The following is a 17,708-nucleotide window of genomic DNA, read 5'->3' as shown; positions in this document are numbered from 1 at the left end:
ATTTAAGTTGAAATACATTCATTCTAAATTAAGAAGAATAGGAGCTTTTTTATATACAAATAATAACTTTCAAGGAGTTGTTGACATGTATTTTATATTAAATATGTTAGGGATTTTCGTTGTCATATTAATCGTTTTCCTATGTTCGCCTAATAAAAAACAAATAAAATGGAGACCAATCGTTATTCTAATCATATTAGAGCTTTTTATTACGTGGTTTATGTTAGGTACGAAGCTCGGTAGTATTATCATTAATAAAATTGCGTCATTTTTCAGTTGGCTACTGTCATGCGCGAATGAAGGTATTCGGTTTGCCTTTCCTTCCGCTATGGAAAATCAAACAATTGATTTCTTCTTTAGCGCATTACTTCCTATCATTTTCGTTATCACCTTCTTTGATATTCTTTCGTACTTCGGAATCTTAACTTGGATTATTGATAAAGTAGGTGCAGTTATTTCAAAGATTTCTCGTTTACCAAAGTTAGAAAGTTTCTTTTCGATTCAAATGATGTTTTTAGGAAACACCGAAGCACTTGCGGTTGTTCGTGATCAGTTATCTGTTTTAAAAGATAATCGTTTATTAACTTTTGGAATTATGAGTATGAGTAGCGTTAGCGGCTCCATTCTTGGCGCTTATTTATCAATGGTTCCAGCAACATATATTTTCAGCGCAATCCCTTTAAACTGTATTAACGCATTAATTTTAGCCAATGTTTTAAATCCTGTAGAAATTACGAAAGAAGAAGATGTCATATATACACCTTCAAAAGATGAAAAAAAAGATTTCTTTTCTACTATTTCAAACAGTATGTTAGTCGGGATGAATATGGTTATCGTTATTTTAGCTATGGTAATTGGTTATGTGGCATTAACTGCATGTTTAAATGGAATTTTAGGCTTTTTCGTCACAGGTTTAACAATTCAAAAAATCTTCTCCATTATCTTTAGCCCCTTTGCTTTTTTACTCGGTCTATCGGGCAGTGATGCGATGTATGTAGCTGAATTAATGGGGATCAAAATAACGACGAATGAATTTGTTGCAATGATGGATTTAAAATCGAATTTAAAGTCGTTACAGCCACATACGATTGCGGTTGCAACAACATTTCTAGCTTCTTTTGCTAACTTTAGTACAGTAGGTATGATTTACGGAACTTACAATTCATTATTTGGCGGAGAAAAATCAGCTATAATCGGTAAAAATGTGTGGAAGCTTCTCGTTAGCGGAATGGCAGTTTCCTTATTAAGCGCTATGCTTGTTGGGCTATTTGTATGGTGAATAATATTTAAAATAAAAGACACTCAAACGAATTGAGTGTCTTTTATTTTTATTTTCGAATCTGACCATTTCCACGAATCACATATTTTGTAGAAGTTAATGCAGGAAGTCCCATTGGTCCCCTTACGTGTAACTTTTGTGTACTGATGCCAATTTCAGCGCCGAATCCGAATTCAGATCCATCAGTAAAACGAGTGGATGCATTATGATACAGTGCAGCCGCATCTACAGCTGTGAAGAATTTGCTGACGTTTTCCTCGTTTTCTGAAATAATCGCTTCGGAATGCATAGAACCATACGTATTTATGTGATGAATCGCTTCTTCTATAGAAGAAACTACTTTCACTGCCAACGTGAGTGATAAAAATTCTGTTTCCCAATCTTCTTCTGAAGCAAGTACAATTGACGAATCGATTGCCAATGCTTTCTGATCACCACGTAGCTCCACGCCTTTTTCCTTCAAAGTTGAAAACAGCTCGCTACCAAATTGCTGCGCCCACTTCTCATGAAGTACAATCGTTTCAATGGCATTACATACAGATGGACGCTGCGTTTTTGCATTAATAATAATATCAATTGCCATTTGTTTATTCGCTATTTCATCAATGAAAATATGACAATTTCCTGCACCTGTTTCAAGTACCGGAACAGACGCTTCTCTCACTACCGTATCAATTAATTGTTTGCCTCCTCTTGGAATAAGAACGTCTAGGTAATCATTCATTGTAAACAACTGCTTTGCACTATCTCGCGTTGTATCTTCTATAAGCTGTACACTTTCTGGAGGCAAGCTTGTTTCTTTGAGCGCCCGATGAATAACGGAAACGATGGCTTTATTAGAATTGATAGCAGAAGAACTACCACGTAATATAACTGCGTTTCCTGTTTTCAAACAAATTGTAGCAGCATCTACCGTTACATTCGGCCTTGCCTCGTAAATCATGCCAACAACACCAAGTGGTACACGCATCTCCTGAATAGATAATCCATTTGGTCGCTCCCATTCGCTTACACATTCTCCAATAGGATCGCGTAATTCAATTAACTGCTTAATCCCCTCTGCCATATCAATAATACGCTGCTCAGTCAGCATAAGACGATCAATGAGAGAATCGGAAAATCCTTTCGCCTTACCTTCTTCAATATCCCGTTTGTTTTCCTTTAAAATATAGGCTGTTTCTACTATTAGCCTTTCAGCAATTGCAGCAAGTGCTTCATTTTTTTGACTTGTAGATTTTAGTACAAGTTCTCTAGCAATTTCTTTCGCTTTTTTTCCCTTTGCCAACACTTCATTCATCTTCATTTCCTCCTTTTTAATATCACTATTCTTAAAGTGACACCCAATAATCTCTATGAATGACTTCATAATTATGCCTTTCGCCTCTTGCTTGAATATGTTGACTTTGCATACCTTTTATCTCTCTTAATTCCTCTGCGCTATATGTGCATTGTCCTTTTCCAATTACGCGCCCTTGTTGCGTCATTACTTCTACGACATCGCCAACTTGGAAAAATCCTGAAACATTTGTAACGCCAGCAGGAAGAAGACTCTTACCATGCTGAATGATAGCAGTAGCTGCTCCAGCGTCTACTTCAATTTGTCCGCTAACAAGCGAATGCAACGCGATCCATTGCTTGTTCATCTTCATCTCTTTTTGAGGGGCATTTCCGACATACGTACCATCACCTTTGCCCTTCAAAACATCTACAAACTTCTCTTGTCCACGTCCTGTTCCGATAAATACACTCACGCCAAGAGAAAGTGCTGTCTTCGCAGCATCAATTTTTGATTTCATACCGCCAGTCCCAAGTTTGGACCCAGCATCTCCTGCAAGAGAAGCAATCTCTTCCGTAACTTCAGGAAGGAAATAATATTTTTTCGCATCCGCATTTTTCTGTGGATTTTTGTCATATAAACCGTTCACATCCGTAAAAATCATAAGCATATCTGCCGAAACAAGTCCGCTTACTAAAGCTGACAGCATATCATTATCACCGAACGTTAGCTCCTCTAATGAGATGGAATCATTTTCATTAATGATTGGTAGAGCAGAACGGTTTAGTAACTCTCCTAAAGTAGCGTAAGCATTACTATATTGTTCTTTTCTAGAAAAATCACTTCTCGTCAGCAATAGTTGCGCTGTAACGATGCCATATTTACGAAATTCCTCCGTGTACGCCTGCATTAACAAACTTTGTCCAACAGCCGCAGCAGCCTGTTTTCCTTTAATTGTCACAGGTCTGGTAGGATATCCTAGAGCCGAAAAACCTGCAGCGACAGCCCCAGATGTAATTAACAAAACTTCATGCCCTTCCTCTTTCAATCGAGCCAATGCGGCAACGTGATCTGAAAGTTGTTCTTTAGAAATGCCTCCGTGACTATCTGCCAAGGAACTACTCCCAATCTTTACAACAATTCGTTGTTTTTTCATTTTTTTATCCCCCAAGTCTAAAATCAAAGTTTTTTATAAATTACACTTCTATTCATATAGCTTGCAGCGATTCTATTCTTTTCAATGCTGCGCCTAGCCTATTTAAGAGCAAAATAAAAATGACCGCTTCGCCCTTAATAAAATAAAAAGGACGAAACGGTCATTGTTCCGCGGTACCACCTTAATTGATATACATAGATATCCACTTGGCGCCTATAACGCAGGCGAACGCCTAAACTTTCATTTAAGACTCAGAGATAGGTTCGATATATTCTATACGAGGAATCTTTCAGCCGGTGAATTCCACTCTCTTTCGCAAGAAGACATATGTACTATTTCCCTTCAACGATTTTCGGTTTAATTTTTTATATTATGCGATATAATTTGATTTGGTGTCAAGAAGTATTTTTAAAAATAAATAGAGCGGTAAGTTACTTGTATGAAATTATTACCGTACTGAATGAAAATACAAATCGATATAAGTTTAACTCATATTCATCAACATAAAACCTAAAATTAAAGTGTATATATTTACATAATGTCGAATATAATTGATTTTTATCTTTTGGTGTTGCAAAAAGGAATATATTCTCTTAGAATGTTTCTTTATATTACATAAAGATGTTATTGTTATTTTAAGATAGCAATTTCGAAATGATATAATTTATTATAAAAGGAGCAAGATTGAGTTATTATGGATAAACAAATTGGATTCATCGGTTGCGGAAATATGGGAATGGCTATGATTGGTGGGATGCTACACAAAAAGATAGTGTCTGCAAATAATATTATTTGTTCGGATTTAAACACTACGAATTTAAAAAATGCTAGTGAAAAATATGGGCTAACTACAACTACTGACAACAATGAAGTAGCTAAAAATGCTGATATTTTAATTTTATCAATTAAACCAGACCTATACACATCAATCATTAACGAAATAAAAGAAGTAATCAAAAACGATGTTATCATCGTAACGATCGCTGCCGGGAAAAGCATTAAAAGTACTGAAGAAGCTTTTGCTAAAAAATTAAAGGTTGTAAGAGTAATGCCTAACACCCCTGCTCTTGTTGGAGAAGGAATGTCTGCATTATGCCCTAATGAAATGGTGACAGAAAAAGATTTAGAAGATGTGCTAAACATTTTCAATAGCTTTGGTCAAACAGAGATCGTAAGCGAAAAATTAATGAACGTTGTAACATCTGTAAGTGGTTCGTCGCCAGCATACGTATATATGATTATAGAAGCGATGGCAGATGCAGCTGTATTAGATGGTATGCCTAGAAATCAAGCATATAAATTCGCTGCTCAAGCTGTGTTAGGTTCTGCAAAAATGGTACTAGAAACAGGCATACATCCAGGTGAATTGAAAGATATGGTTTGTTCTCCTGGCGGAACAACGATAGAAGCTGTAGCAACATTAGAGGAAAAAGGATTACGAACTGCAATTATTTCGGCAATGCAGCGCTGTACACAAAAGTCTGTTGAACTATCTGGGCAAACGAAAAAGTAAAACTATAAAAGAGATCACGTTAGCTTTGAATTTAGTTTGAAAACGGTGGATTACATACTCTCTCGCTTGCACTAAATGATAAACGGACAAACTCATAGATACTTGAGTTTGTCCGTTTTTTTGATTATACTACAATAATTTTATTTGTATCTTCTTTTGAAATTTCAGTTTTATCCCTTCCTTATTCTCTACTATGATTGTGTAATTTTATTAGAAACTAATAATTTTTCAATGCATTTCGGTAACATATCTAATAGCGTTTCAAATGCGTAATTTACATCTAAACGTTCTGTCCATTGATGTGCATCTTTTCCTACCGGCCCCATATTTAATACCGGAACGTCAAACTCTTCTAGATCCTGAAGTGGAATCGAATAACCTTTATCCCATAATGGCATATTGTCTACAAGTGAACTCATTGAATCTAGTGGATTCTGTAAGCCCACATAGCTCAAATCTGAAATTCCCCCAAAATAGTTTTGGTTTTCAAATGTAATGTTATGATTGTAGTGAGCATACTTTTCCATTTCTGCAACTACATCTTTAATTAACGGATTGTTGCGTGAACTTACAGCTGGATAATATGGTGGAGCAAAGAAAAGTACAATCATCGGCGCCTTTTCTTTACATAAAATAGATAGTTTATCTACTAAATCAATTGTTACCGCACGATCATCTTTATCTTCTCTATTTTTTATTATATTAGATTGAATATCATCTATTTTCTCTTGCCCATGTTGTTCAATTGCATAAGCGATAAGCTCTTCATACGTTAATACATTTACTTTCATATTAGGCGGTATAAACGGATTATATTTAGAAAAACGATATGCTTGCTTCTCGTATGATTCTTCTATTTTCTCTGCTACTTTCGTTACTTTTTGACGTAACATTGAAACGACGTCTGTCATCGTTTTTTCCAGTAAAAACAAATTGAATAATGTGACTGCACGATGCGGAATTTGTACAGAATAATCCTCCTTTAAATCACGTTGAAGTAAGTTAGTTGGGGGAGGACTCGCTTCTCCTTCTACAACATCACAAAGGTCCGTATTCAATTCTAATTCAGCCGTTAATAAAGCAGCCATATAACTCCCATTTAAGCCTGCAAATGGTTCACCCACATGTGTTTCTTTACCATAGCAAAGAAATCCAGGTAACACTTTACCAATAGAACCAGTATAAATATACTTATTTTGGTCACCAGGATGTCGTGAAAACATAGGCTCTGAATTTAATACCGTTTTATAATCCAAGTTATGTTCTCTTGCTAACTCTAGTAGTCTTGGAACAGCAGCCCTCATCCCTACAGAGTTTACTTCTTCATCTGGAACAGCTAATAAAAGAACATTCCCGTCAAATCTTCCTTCACAGGCTTGCTCAATCATTGCCATTTGTAATGTGAGGCCGCATTTCATATCCATTGTTCCTCTGCCAAACAGCCAATCTCCTTGTTCTATATCTTCACGTACATGGTCTGGTAATTCATCTTTATGAGAATAAAACATAGATGTTAACTTTTTAGGATTAAATGCATCTTCTTTCCAAACTCCGTAATCTTGCACATCTACAACATCAAAGTGACTAACTAAAATTACGGTATTTTTTGTACTATCGCTTTTCTTCACTAGGGCTGTAACAAAATATCGTCCGTCCCCCGTCGGATTTTTTTGCAAATGATGTGGGTTTTCTTTGAAGTACTGTAAATCAGATAATTGTTCCACAACAAAGTCTGGCAATATCACTTCAGCTTCTGTACCTGTAATACTAGGAATTTCAACAAGACTGCTTAATAATTGAATCAATTGTTCTTTTGATTGCCACTTTGACATATAAATCCCCCTATTTTTTCCGCATTATGAAAATGAATTCCAGTATATGAATAAAAAATGACGACAGTTATCAAAATTATAGTTCTGATGTACTGCCGATTTTTATTGATATTTCATGAGCTGCTTGTTTTACCTTACTAATCAGAAAAGATAGTCGATCATCATTTATGCGATGACTAATTAACCCAACACTTAATGCTCCTACTACTTTATGATTAAATCCGATAATAGGTGCAGCTACTGAAGCTGTCCCTTCTGTTTTTTCACCATAACTTACCGCATATCCTTCAGTTTTTATTTGCTTTATTTGATCTAAAAGAATGTGCTTTTGTTCTGGTAATGAAGAAAGTAAATGTTCTACAATATGTTCCATTTCATTCGTTTTCATATTGGCAAGCATCGTTTTATTTGCAGCACCTATTGAAAGTGGAATTTGTTCCCCTAAATTATCAATAACTCGAATTTTTAAAGGGCTATCCATTCTTTCAATGATAATAGAATGTGTTCCATTTGGAATGTTCAAATAAACACTCTCTTCCACTTCAGAGGCTAACCGCTTCATCACTTCTCTTGCAACTGATCTGTAGTCTACCTTCTCCAATTGACGTAATCCTATTTCCATCCACATTGGCCCAATTTTGTACTGTTTCGTTTCTGAAATTTGCGTAACTAACCCATGCTCGATTAAAGAGTTAAGTAATCTATGTACTGTACTAACTGGGAGATGTGTTCTGTCCGCTATATCAGAAATTGCCCAATACTCTTTTTCATTAGTAGAATTTAACAACTTTATAATACTTATCGCTCTATCAATGGACTGCACCATAATAACTCACCTCAGCTTGACTTGTAATATGCTAGTTCGCTCAATTACCTATCAATTTAACAAAAATTTAAAATGAAATCAATCTATTTATTCAATTTTCTAAAAATAAAAACATACCACTGATAACAATTTGTAAGCGCGAACAAAAAAATATTGACTTTTCTTTTTAATTATCTGAAAATTATAACAAGATTTCACATCACGGAATACATTCCACAATACGGAAAAACATCAAACTTCATTCTATCAACTACGAAAGTGAGGAAAACAATGACGCAAGTAAGTAATACAAACAATGAATTAAAACGTACGATGAAAAGTAGACACTTATTCATGATTGCACTCGGTGGTGTGATTGGAACGGGATTATTTAACGGATCTGGTTTTATTATAAGTCAAGCTGGACCTGGTGGATCCGTACTTGCCTTTATGGCTGGTGGATTATTAATGTATTTCGTTATGCTTTGTCTTGGTGAACTTGCTGTAGCCATGCCTGTTTCAGGTTCTTTTCAGGAATATGCAACTAAGTTCATCAATCCTGCAACTGGCTTTACAATCGGATGGTTGTATTGGTTAAGCTGGGCGAATACGACCGGTCTTGAATTTACAACTGCCGGCATTACAATGCAGCGCTGGTTTCCTGATATTCCTGTTTGGGTTTGGTGTTTAATATTTGGCGTTACTATCTTCACTATTAACGCATTATCTGCTCGTAGTTATGCAGAAACAGAATTTTGGTTTTCAAGTATAAAAGTATCTGCCATTATAGCTTTTATTATCCTTGGCGGTGCCGCTATGTTCGGTTTTATTGACTTAAAAGGCGACGAACCAGCCCCGTTATTATCAAATTTCGTAAATCATGGCGGTTTATTCCCAAATGGACTTGCAGCTATTCTATTAACAATGGTTACAGTCAATTATTCCTTCCAAGGTACAGAACTTGTCGGAATCGCAGCAGGTGAAAGTGAAGATCCAGCAAAAACTTTACCTCGTTCTATTAGAAATATTATATGGCGCACGATGTTTTTCTTCGTCTTAGCAATCTTTGTTCTTGTTGCTTTAATTCCTTGGGAAGAAGCAGGATTAACAAAGAGCCCATTCGTTGCTGTATTTGATAATATCGGTATTCCATATGCAGCTGATATTATGAATTTTGTTATTCTTACTGCTGTTCTTTCTGTCGCAAACTCTGGACTGTACGCCGCAACTCGCATGCTTTGGTCATTATCAAAAAATGAAATGGCTCCGGCCTTTTTAAAAAAATTATCTTCACGAGGAATACCTTTAAACGCTTTAATTTTGACAATTTCTATTTCTGCTTTTTCTCTTTTAACAAGCGTTGTAGCTGCTGAAACAGTTTACTTATGGTTAATTTCCATTTCTGGCGTCATTACAATCATTGTTTGGATGTCAATTTGTGTCTCTCAATTCTTTTTCCGTAAACATTATTTAGCAGACGGTGGAAAATTAGAAGACTTAAAATTTAAAACTCCACTTTATCCACTTGTACCAATTCTTGGTTTTGGATTGTATGGCATTATATTAATCAGTCTTATTTTTATCCCAGAACAACGACTTGGAATCTATTGCACTGTACCGTTTATCGTTTTTTGCTATACCTACTATCACTTTAAAGTTAAGAAAAGAATTGCTACTAACACTCATAGTGAAAGTAAAATTAGCGAGACTATGTAATACTATACTTATATATAAAAGACCGCACATGGCTTTCATTTCATATGCGGTCTTTTATCATTGGCATTTGTTCTATTCCCTTTTCATTCATTACCTCATACGATTCAGTGTTACTATATACCTTTACTTGGATTGCAAGTTCTTTGAAAAGTGATACCAATTTCCATAATGCGGTAAATACTACAATACTAATAATTGGATTTTTTCACTTTTAATACGTTATTGATTTTCTTTACTGTTTTGATATATTGAATATATATTGCTTAAAAATTTTAAAAAAGACAGGAGTTATCTACAATGATAAAAGGTTTCGGGGGAATATTTTGGAGAACTAAAAATCTTGATGTTATAAAAAAATGGTACAGTGAGGTGTTGAAAATTGAAATAGAAGATTGGAATGGGACTGTGATTAAACCCCAATTAGGAAATGAGACTATTTTTTCTTTCTTTACCGAAAATGATAATTATTTTCCAATAGAACAGCAAGTGATGTTAAATTTTGAAGTACATAATTTAAATGAGACTATTCAGCATCTTGAACATATTGGTGTACCTCTTGAAAAGAGAGAAGAAATTAGTGAGTTCGGAAAGTTTATTTGGATTAAAGATCCTGAAGGTCGTCTAATTGAGCTTTGGGAGAAATAGACGGTTATAATCCTTTGCTATTAAGCTAACGGTTGCTTTCATTCAACAAAATAAATAAAAAAGTCGATTCCTTAACTCCACAGGAAATCGACTTCTTCTATCCCATCGCAATAAAATGGAACTACTTCCCTTGATTAGATTGTTTTCGAACAAAAGATACGAAAAATAGTTTTTTCTGGCTGCTTATTTATCCCTTCTAATTCGCTTTAAAATTATATAATGGCTTAATAATGTGCTTTATATCTATTGTTTCTTTTGTATTTTCTATAATTTCATCCATTGGCTTGTATACCATTGGTGCCTCATCAATTGTGCTCTCTACTACCGATGTAGTCCAAACCTCTTTCATCGTATTTTGGAAGTCCTCTAGACTCAATAATTCTTTAGCCTTCTTACGACTCATGATACGTCCTGCCCCATGCGGACCAGAAAAGTTCCAGTCTGGATTACCTTTACCAAATGCAATAATTGAACCATCTCTCATGTTAATTGGAATAATTACTCGTTCATCTTTCTGAGCTGAAATAGCACCTTTTCGTAGAATCATATTTTCCATGTCAATATAGTTATGTATTGTAGTAAATTGATCAGTTACTTTCCAATCCATTTTAGTGACAATTTCATCAATCATTGCTTTACGATTGAACTCAGCATACTTTTGGGCAATATTCATGTCATTCATATAATCTTTGAATCCTTCTCCTTCTAAATAAGCTAGTTCTTTACGAATCTGTGGCTTCTTAATTCCACGTAAAGTTTCTTGTATTTCTTTTTCTCTCCCCTCTTTAGTTAATCTCTTAATAATCTCATCCTTCATTGATGTAACATGAATTAGTTGTTCATACGCGAAGTTCTGGTAATACTCTGCTATTTGTTTACCTAAATTACGAGAACCACTATGAATGACAATATATACATTTCCTTTATCATCTTCATTTAATTCAATGAAATGATTTCCTCCTCCAAGAGTACCTATACTTTTTTGAGCTCGTTGTAATGTATATGGGGCCTTCACACCATCAAAATCAATCATTTTTGAGAATCGATGTTCTTTATCTCGGATACGAAAACCACTTGGAACAAATTTACGAATCGTTTCGTCTAAGTAATCGAAATTAATTTCTACTTTTTTCTTATCAATCACAACAACTTCCATACCACAACCAATGTCTACCCCTACAAGATTAGGAACAATTTTATCTTGTATTGTCATTGTTGTCCCAATCGTGCAACCTGCTCCTGCATGTGTATCTGGCATAATACGAATTTGACTATCCTTTACGAATTCTTGGTTACAAAGATCAATAATCTGCCCAGTTGCAGTCTCATCAACGTTATTCGTAAATACTTTTGCTTCATTGTATTTTCCTTGTAATTTCAACATCTTTCATGTCCCCTTCCTTTTGAAAGAATTATTTTATTACGTTGTATGTGTTCTTATAATTACTATCATCCACCTTCTGCTTTCCAATATATATGTACTATATCTTTCACTATAAAAAAAATTATAATGATTCATTTTGTTTACATAATATAATTACTGTCTCTTTATATTTATACCTACACATAAGTATTCCTCCTCCTAAATATCGATCATATAATAATTAAATAAAAACTCCCCTTAAATCGAAAATGATTAAGGAGAGTTTTTTATTTACGATGAAATTATAGTTCAGATTTCACTCGAACAGAAACATTGTTTTTAATTATTTTTTTGAATTCTTTAAAGGTAACAAAATTGTTACTTTTCTCATCCCAAAGACGAAAACGGAGTGATCGTAAGCTTGTAGCAAGTGTAATCGTTGGTACATTTTTTAACGGAAGCGTATTATTGTGTGCCTCTTCTAGTTTATAGTTAGGTACTCTTGGACTTAAATGGTGAACATGATGGAATCCAATATTACCAGTTAGAAATTGCAAGATTTTTGGAAGTTTATAAAATGAACTTCCTTCCACTGCCGCTTTCACATATTCCCAATCTTTATCCTCTTCAAAATAAGAATCTTCGAATGTGTGCTGTACGTAAAACAGCCAAATTCCTACTGAACCCGCTATTAAGAATATCGTACCATGCACTAACAGAAACGATTGCCACCCAATTGCCCAGCAAAGTATAGCTATTAAAGCAACGATTATAATATTCGTCAAATACGTATTCATACGTTCTTTCTGTCTAGCACCTTTTCGGTTAAATCTATTTTTAAATAAGAAAACATAAATCGGACCTAATCCAAACATAACGAATGGATTGCGATATAAGCGATATGCTAAACGAAGTCTAAATGGCGCAGCTAAATATTCATCCACTGTAAGCGTCCAAATATCTCCTGTACCTCTCTTATCCAAATTACCACTTGTAGCGTGATGAATAGAATGCTCATGTCCCCATTGATCAAACGGGAATAAAGTTAACACACCCATACATGTCCCTACGATTCTATTTGCAGGTCGACTTTTAAAGAATGAATAATGGGTACAATCATGAAAAATAATGAAAATCCGTGTCATAAAACCCGCGGCTAACAGAGATGGAACTACCGATAACCAATAAGAAACGGACAAACTTTTATAAGCAAGGTACCATAAAATAATGAATGGCACGATTGTGTTAATAAGTTGCCACACACTTTTTTTAATCGTTGATTTTTCATAAGGAGCAACTTGTTTTTTTAAATTTTTAGTATTTTCTAATGTCATTGGTCTAATTCCTTTCCTTTATGTTGCTAATTCACATTATAGCATACTATTAGTATCAGGTGTTAAAAGTAGCTGTAATAAATATTATATAATATAAAAATTTCTTTTTTCTTACTCATTACTTACAAATTACTTACGGTCAAAAAAGCTTATATAATCGGACAGATGGAGCATTTTATTTGTTAAAGAAACTTCTATTCCCTCCCCAATAAATATATATAAACAGAAAGCTTTTTCACTTCTATGTATCTTTTTTCTTCTTATAAATAGCAAAGAGATTTTTTCATTTGTATTTATATAATAATCTCTTTTTCACAAGAAGAAAAGAGCTGCCATAAGTCAGGTTTCACCGACTTATGGCAGCTCCTTTTCATTTTATTTTAGCGATGGATCCAAACTGCACCTGCAGACTTGTCTTCAGCTTGACCTACTACTTCAAACTTCAATCCAAGTTTCGGCAACTTACGTCCGGCATCTGGAATAACACTGTTGATGTATTGCTTAGAATCATCAAATTTCGCAACGCCTGGCAATCCTTTATAATCAAAGATACCGCGAGTTGGCGAATTTACTTTCCATGCTGGCGTTTGATCAAATGAGAATGCCGCATCGGCAATTTGATAACGCGTACTGCTCTTCACAGTTGGTTGTCCATTTAATGTTCCTACGATTGCCTCTGGATGAGAATCTACTACCCCAAGGAATCCTTCGCCTGGATGAACGCCTACCCAGTTATCTGTAAAGCTTTGATCCGCATACCATACAACCATTCCTGTATTAAATACTGGACCACGTGCATGTTGTAGCGCCGTGTCAGACCCAGCGTAATTTCGCCACTCGATATAGTAGTTATGTTTTTTCTGTTCAAATCCGTTAGACACAGTAAATCCTTTTAGCGTCATTGCTGGCTGTCCTTCTGCATCATCAGAGAAAACAACTTTTCCATCTACAGTTAATGCTGCATTGTCTAACGCAAATCCTTTATAAGCTACTGCAATATCTGTTACATACTCAAATTGCAGTTTTACTTTCTTTCCTTTAAATTGGCTTAAATCGTATGATTTATCAACCCACTTACCATCTGTTGTATCTACGCCGCCTTTTACATCTTTTTCGCCCATTCTATCAATACGTGTCTTCGTTCCATCTTCTGCAATCGCATTTACGTCAAGGAAATCATACTTCGCTTCCAATTCATAAAATGCCTTATAATCAAACTTAGCATCCGTTGCAGTCGTTAAGTCAAATACTGGTGTCTCAAGTGTTGTATGAATGTCATTTCCTTTTGTGCTGTAATAAAACTTCTTACCAAATGCTGATTCGATATTTTTTATATCTTTGTCTGGCAAGTTAACACGAACGATTCCTGGTCGTTTTGATTTTGTAACACTTTGATCTAAAAATGTTGCAGTACCGATTCCTGTGCGCAGTTTATCATAATCTACCTCAACGATATTCGCCCAGTTACCCTTCATATTCTTTTGGAAAAACTCTTTATTTTGTGGCGAGAAACTTGTTGGCTCTGTTCCCGCAATTTTTCCAGCCCAGCTACCGCCGCTCATAAGGGACCATGATTCAACAGGTTCACCTTGCCCTGAATACTTTGTATCATATTCATCAGGTAAGCCTAAATCATGACCGTACTCATGTGCAAACACACCAACTGCTCCGTCTTCAGGCTCAATTGTATAATCATATGCAGCCATCTTTCCGCCCCAATTTGAAACTGAAGATTTTGTACCATCAATTGCATATGGCTTTGAGCCTAGTTTTGAACGATGAGACCAAATCGCATCATCTTTCAATTTGCCGCCGCCAGCTTCTTGACCTACGCCCGCATGTACAACCATTAAATGATCAATAATTCCATCTGGCTCGTTTTTATTTCCATCACCATCTTGATCGTATTGATCAAATTGATCATAATCAGCTAAATTAATGCCTTTTGCTACCGCTGCTTTTAATGCTTCTTTCACAAAATCTTTTGGTCCTAAAGGCCCCTTGTTATCATGACCAGTACCCGCATCCGCACCATAATCTGACGCTTTCCCTGGAACAGTAAGCCATTCTGTTACAGTTCCATCAACTGTGTAGCTTCCGCCAGATTGTTCTTCATAATATTGTTTAAATGTATTAATCTTCGATCCATCAAATAACGTAAATGGCTCATCACCAAATAACATTTTTTGATAATGTTCACGATTAAAGTCCTTAGAATACATATAACCCGGTTCTTGATCAATATTATTATGCTTAAAATCGCTAAATTCTACGAGTAAAACAAGTACTTTATCTTTTCGAACAGCTCCATTGTACTCAGCTTGCTTCGCTGGTGTAGTAGGTACTTTTCCATTTAATTTTCTAGAATTCAATCCTGCATCTTGTCCAGCAACTGGTCCTACTTCTGGTTGCTGCGCCTGTTCATTCTCCTTCATTTTTGCATCTTTTACTTTTTTCATAAAATCTGAAGCTTCTTGCGTAAGGTTATCTCCTGTCAAGATTTCTTTTCCAGGGTTTTCCCCTTTCTTTTTCTCAACATATTTTTCGACAGCCTTTGATGTCTCGACTTGTGATGCAGATTGATCAATTACTCCCCGTTGTTTCAGCGCTTCTGCCAAACGTTCCTCTGGTATTAAGTGCTCATCTATTGGTAGAGATGATGTCGGTGTCTCAGCATACGCTGCATGACCTCCAAAAGCAAACGTACCACTTAGTACTGCTGCTGTTGTTAATACCGCTAATGGTTTTAATTTCTTTTTCAATGTATTTCCTCCCCAGTGTCTGCAAATTATCGTTTTTTGCCGATAACAACATAATATTCGTTATAATACGAATATTCAATCTTTTTCAACAAAGAGAATGTTGAGAAATATTTTTTTAGGCAGGGCGAAAAATATATGATAGCAATAGGTCTAATATTGCAAAATCCTCATTCACAATAACTTATAAACGTAGAGAATGTTTTTGTAGAAACAGCGATTCTCTTTACTCTTGTTTTCGAATGAATTTTCATCTACACAAAAAATGCCAATTCCTAAGTACTTGCTAAGGAATTGGCATTTTTTTAACGAGAATGCTTTATGAATAAGCGGATTGCTTCTTCTGGTATATAGAACTTGCCATTGCTTTCTACAACGACACTACCTAATTCATATTCTTTATTCTTAATACGAATTATATTTTTATTTACAAATAATTGAGCTTTTACATTATTACGTTTTACTATGAGCACCGGGTTTTCTGCATCAGTATTATCTATTGCTACTGTTGCACCTTTTCGTTTAAAGGCTAATTCACTCTCTACAAATAATTTGTTTGTTACTTCTTCTAAGTTAAAGTCCATTGCTTTCGCCATCGTCTTCGCAATGTCTGTGTTTTGGATCAAACCTTTTGGCTTTTGAGGACCGTAAGAATATAAAAACACATCCTCACCTGTATGGCCTCCTGTTGTGAAGCCTATGTTCGCATGATTGGCCAATAATGTAGTAAGTATTGGACCTACATCCGATTTCTTTTTTGCTGCTTTTACTCTTTCTTTTTCATCATAAGTTAAATTGTCCAAACCGTATAATTTAGCTACATCTTCTACATTTGATAAATCAGATTTTAGTTTATTTGTAGCACCTTCAAGTGTCATTTTCGATTTTTTTAATGGACCAATGTATGCAGAGACCGGCGTAATATTATAGCCTTTTGTCGTATTCGCATTCCCAATAGAAATACCGCTGTTACCATGATCAGTTACAGCTATTAACATCGTATTACCATCTTTTTTTGCAAATTCCAATGCTTCTGCAACTGCGTTATCAAATGCTAATACATCACTAATCATCCCTATTGGATCGTTCACATGAGCTGCCCAGTCTGGCTTACTTCCCTCTACAAATAAAAAGAAACCATCTTTATCTTTTGATAGTGTTTGAATTGCTTTTTCCGTCATTTGAGAAAGTGTTGGTTGCTCCGGATTTGTTGCTTCGCGATCCATATCAAACGCAAGAGCATTATGTGAGAAAGAGCCCCAAATTTTCTTAGATTTAGAGTTCAATAATGCATCTTTCGTTTCAACAAAGTCGTATCCTTTGTTTTGAATCACCTTTACTAAATCTTCACCATCTTTTCTTTTTATAGGTAGCAGTGCCTCTTTTCCCCCACCTAATACGACATCTATATTTTGATACACTTGCTGCTCCGCAATTACGTCAAAACGCTTACGGTTAATATGGTGAGCAGAAAATCCAGCGGGAGTAGCATGCTGAATTTCAGCTGTAGCAACTATTCCAGTTGCGCGACCAGTGCGTTTGGCACCTTCTAAAACATTGGCAACTGGACGTAACTTGTCCTCTTCTTTGATTGATTTTAAGCCAGGTGAACTTACAATAGAAGGTAATATACCTACATATCCTGAATTCGATTTATTCCCCGTCGCTAAAGCTGTAGCTGCTGGGGCTGAGTCTGTTATAGCTGATTCCGCCGAATAGGTACGAACTCCTCCTGTTACAATTTCATCTAGTGCAAGTGGTTTCCCTTTATACAAGCGAGCTAATGTCGTTGCTGAAGAACTCGTTCCGTCCATAACCATTATGATTACATTTTTCGGTTGCCGTTCTACTTGTTTCACCTTAGCTTCCACCGTATGATAATTCATCATGCTTTCCGTACATAACATACTTAGTGTGATTGTTCCTACTAACAGTAACCTTTTCATCAATAAACCCAAATTCGACATTGTTCTTCCTCCGTATGTTTCACATTCATTTATATACAAAAAGATTTCCACAACCTATATATG

Annotated in this window: 12 protein-coding genes and 1 other annotated feature; of the genes, 4 read left to right on the top strand and 8 right to left on the bottom strand. The window is 35.4% G+C overall.

Translation table 11 applies throughout. From position 1 onward, the window contains the following. Positions 1 to 85: 85 nt before the first annotated feature. Positions 86 to 1,279 carry a nucleoside transporter C-terminal domain-containing protein gene (locus AC1DMU_RS04915; RefSeq protein ID WP_088063801.1) on the top strand — a complete coding sequence of 398 codons (1,194 nt, stop codon included), beginning with the start codon at positions 86 to 88 and terminating at the stop codon, positions 1,277 to 1,279. Between the two features lie 49 nt (positions 1,280 to 1,328). Here the strand turns inward: AC1DMU_RS04915 and AC1DMU_RS04910 are convergent, their stop codons facing one another. Both AC1DMU_RS04910 and proB read right to left on the bottom strand, forming a co-directional pair. Next, a complete protein-coding gene (locus AC1DMU_RS04910; RefSeq protein ID WP_088063802.1) occupies positions 1,329 to 2,576 on the bottom strand; it encodes a glutamate-5-semialdehyde dehydrogenase in 1,248 nt (415 codons plus the stop codon). Between the two features lie 31 nt (positions 2,577 to 2,607). Further along, positions 2,608 to 3,711, bottom strand: a complete 1,104-nt coding sequence (gene proB, locus AC1DMU_RS04905; protein WP_088063803.1) for a glutamate 5-kinase — start codon at positions 3,709 to 3,711, stop codon at positions 2,608 to 2,610. 144 nt (positions 3,712 to 3,855) lie between these two features. Next, positions 3,856 to 4,066: a binding site (T-box leader), on the bottom strand. Positions 4,067 to 4,405: 339 nt separating this feature from the next. Between proB and proC the strand changes: the two genes are divergently transcribed. Beyond that, positions 4,406 to 5,224: a pyrroline-5-carboxylate reductase gene (proC, locus tag AC1DMU_RS04900; RefSeq protein ID WP_087984645.1), complete on the top strand. Its 819-nt coding sequence runs from the start codon at positions 4,406 to 4,408 to the stop codon at positions 5,222 to 5,224. Between the two features lie 191 nt (positions 5,225 to 5,415). Here the strand turns inward: proC and AC1DMU_RS04895 are convergent, their stop codons facing one another. After that, positions 5,416 to 7,056, bottom strand: coding sequence for a M20/M25/M40 family metallo-hydrolase (locus AC1DMU_RS04895; RefSeq protein WP_088063804.1), 1,641 nt, complete (start codon positions 7,054 to 7,056; stop codon positions 5,416 to 5,418). 76 nt (positions 7,057 to 7,132) lie between these two features. Then, on the bottom strand, positions 7,133 to 7,882 hold the full coding sequence (locus AC1DMU_RS04890; protein WP_000250770.1) for an IclR family transcriptional regulator: 750 nt from the start codon (positions 7,880 to 7,882) through the stop codon (positions 7,133 to 7,135). A gap of 270 nt (positions 7,883 to 8,152) precedes the next feature. On the opposite strand from AC1DMU_RS04890, the gene AC1DMU_RS04885 reads away from it, so the two are divergent. After that, complete coding sequence (locus AC1DMU_RS04885) at positions 8,153 to 9,577, top strand: amino acid permease (RefSeq protein WP_088063805.1); 1,425 nt, start codon at positions 8,153 to 8,155, stop codon at positions 9,575 to 9,577. A gap of 297 nt (positions 9,578 to 9,874) precedes the next feature. Continuing rightward, a complete protein-coding gene (locus tag AC1DMU_RS04880) occupies positions 9,875 to 10,222 on the top strand; it encodes a VOC family protein (protein WP_088063806.1) in 348 nt (115 codons plus the stop codon). A 196-nt stretch (positions 10,223 to 10,418) separates the two neighbouring features. Here AC1DMU_RS04880 and AC1DMU_RS04875 read toward each other — a convergent pair whose 3' ends face one another. From AC1DMU_RS04875 to AC1DMU_RS04860, 4 genes are all read right to left on the bottom strand, one after another. Further along, positions 10,419 to 11,606 (bottom strand): RtcB family protein, encoded by a 1,188-nt coding sequence (locus AC1DMU_RS04875; protein ID WP_088063807.1) that lies wholly within the window; start codon positions 11,604 to 11,606, stop codon positions 10,419 to 10,421. A 281-nt stretch (positions 11,607 to 11,887) separates the two neighbouring features. After that, positions 11,888 to 12,919 carry a Delta(5) desaturase DesA gene (desA, locus tag AC1DMU_RS04870; protein WP_142291766.1) on the bottom strand — a complete coding sequence of 344 codons (1,032 nt, stop codon included), beginning with the start codon at positions 12,917 to 12,919 and terminating at the stop codon, positions 11,888 to 11,890. Between the two features lie 380 nt (positions 12,920 to 13,299). Next, positions 13,300 to 15,681 (bottom strand): immune inhibitor A domain-containing protein, encoded by a 2,382-nt coding sequence (locus AC1DMU_RS04865; protein WP_088609171.1) that lies wholly within the window; start codon positions 15,679 to 15,681, stop codon positions 13,300 to 13,302. Between the two features lie 302 nt (positions 15,682 to 15,983). After that, on the bottom strand, positions 15,984 to 17,645 hold the full coding sequence (locus AC1DMU_RS04860; protein ID WP_088063809.1) for an alkaline phosphatase: 1,662 nt from the start codon (positions 17,643 to 17,645) through the stop codon (positions 15,984 to 15,986). Positions 17,646 to 17,708 lie beyond the last annotated feature (63 nt).

The organism is Bacillus sp. 01N45, assembly GCF_056399205.1.
This window is presented reverse-complemented; position numbering and strand designations above follow the sequence as displayed.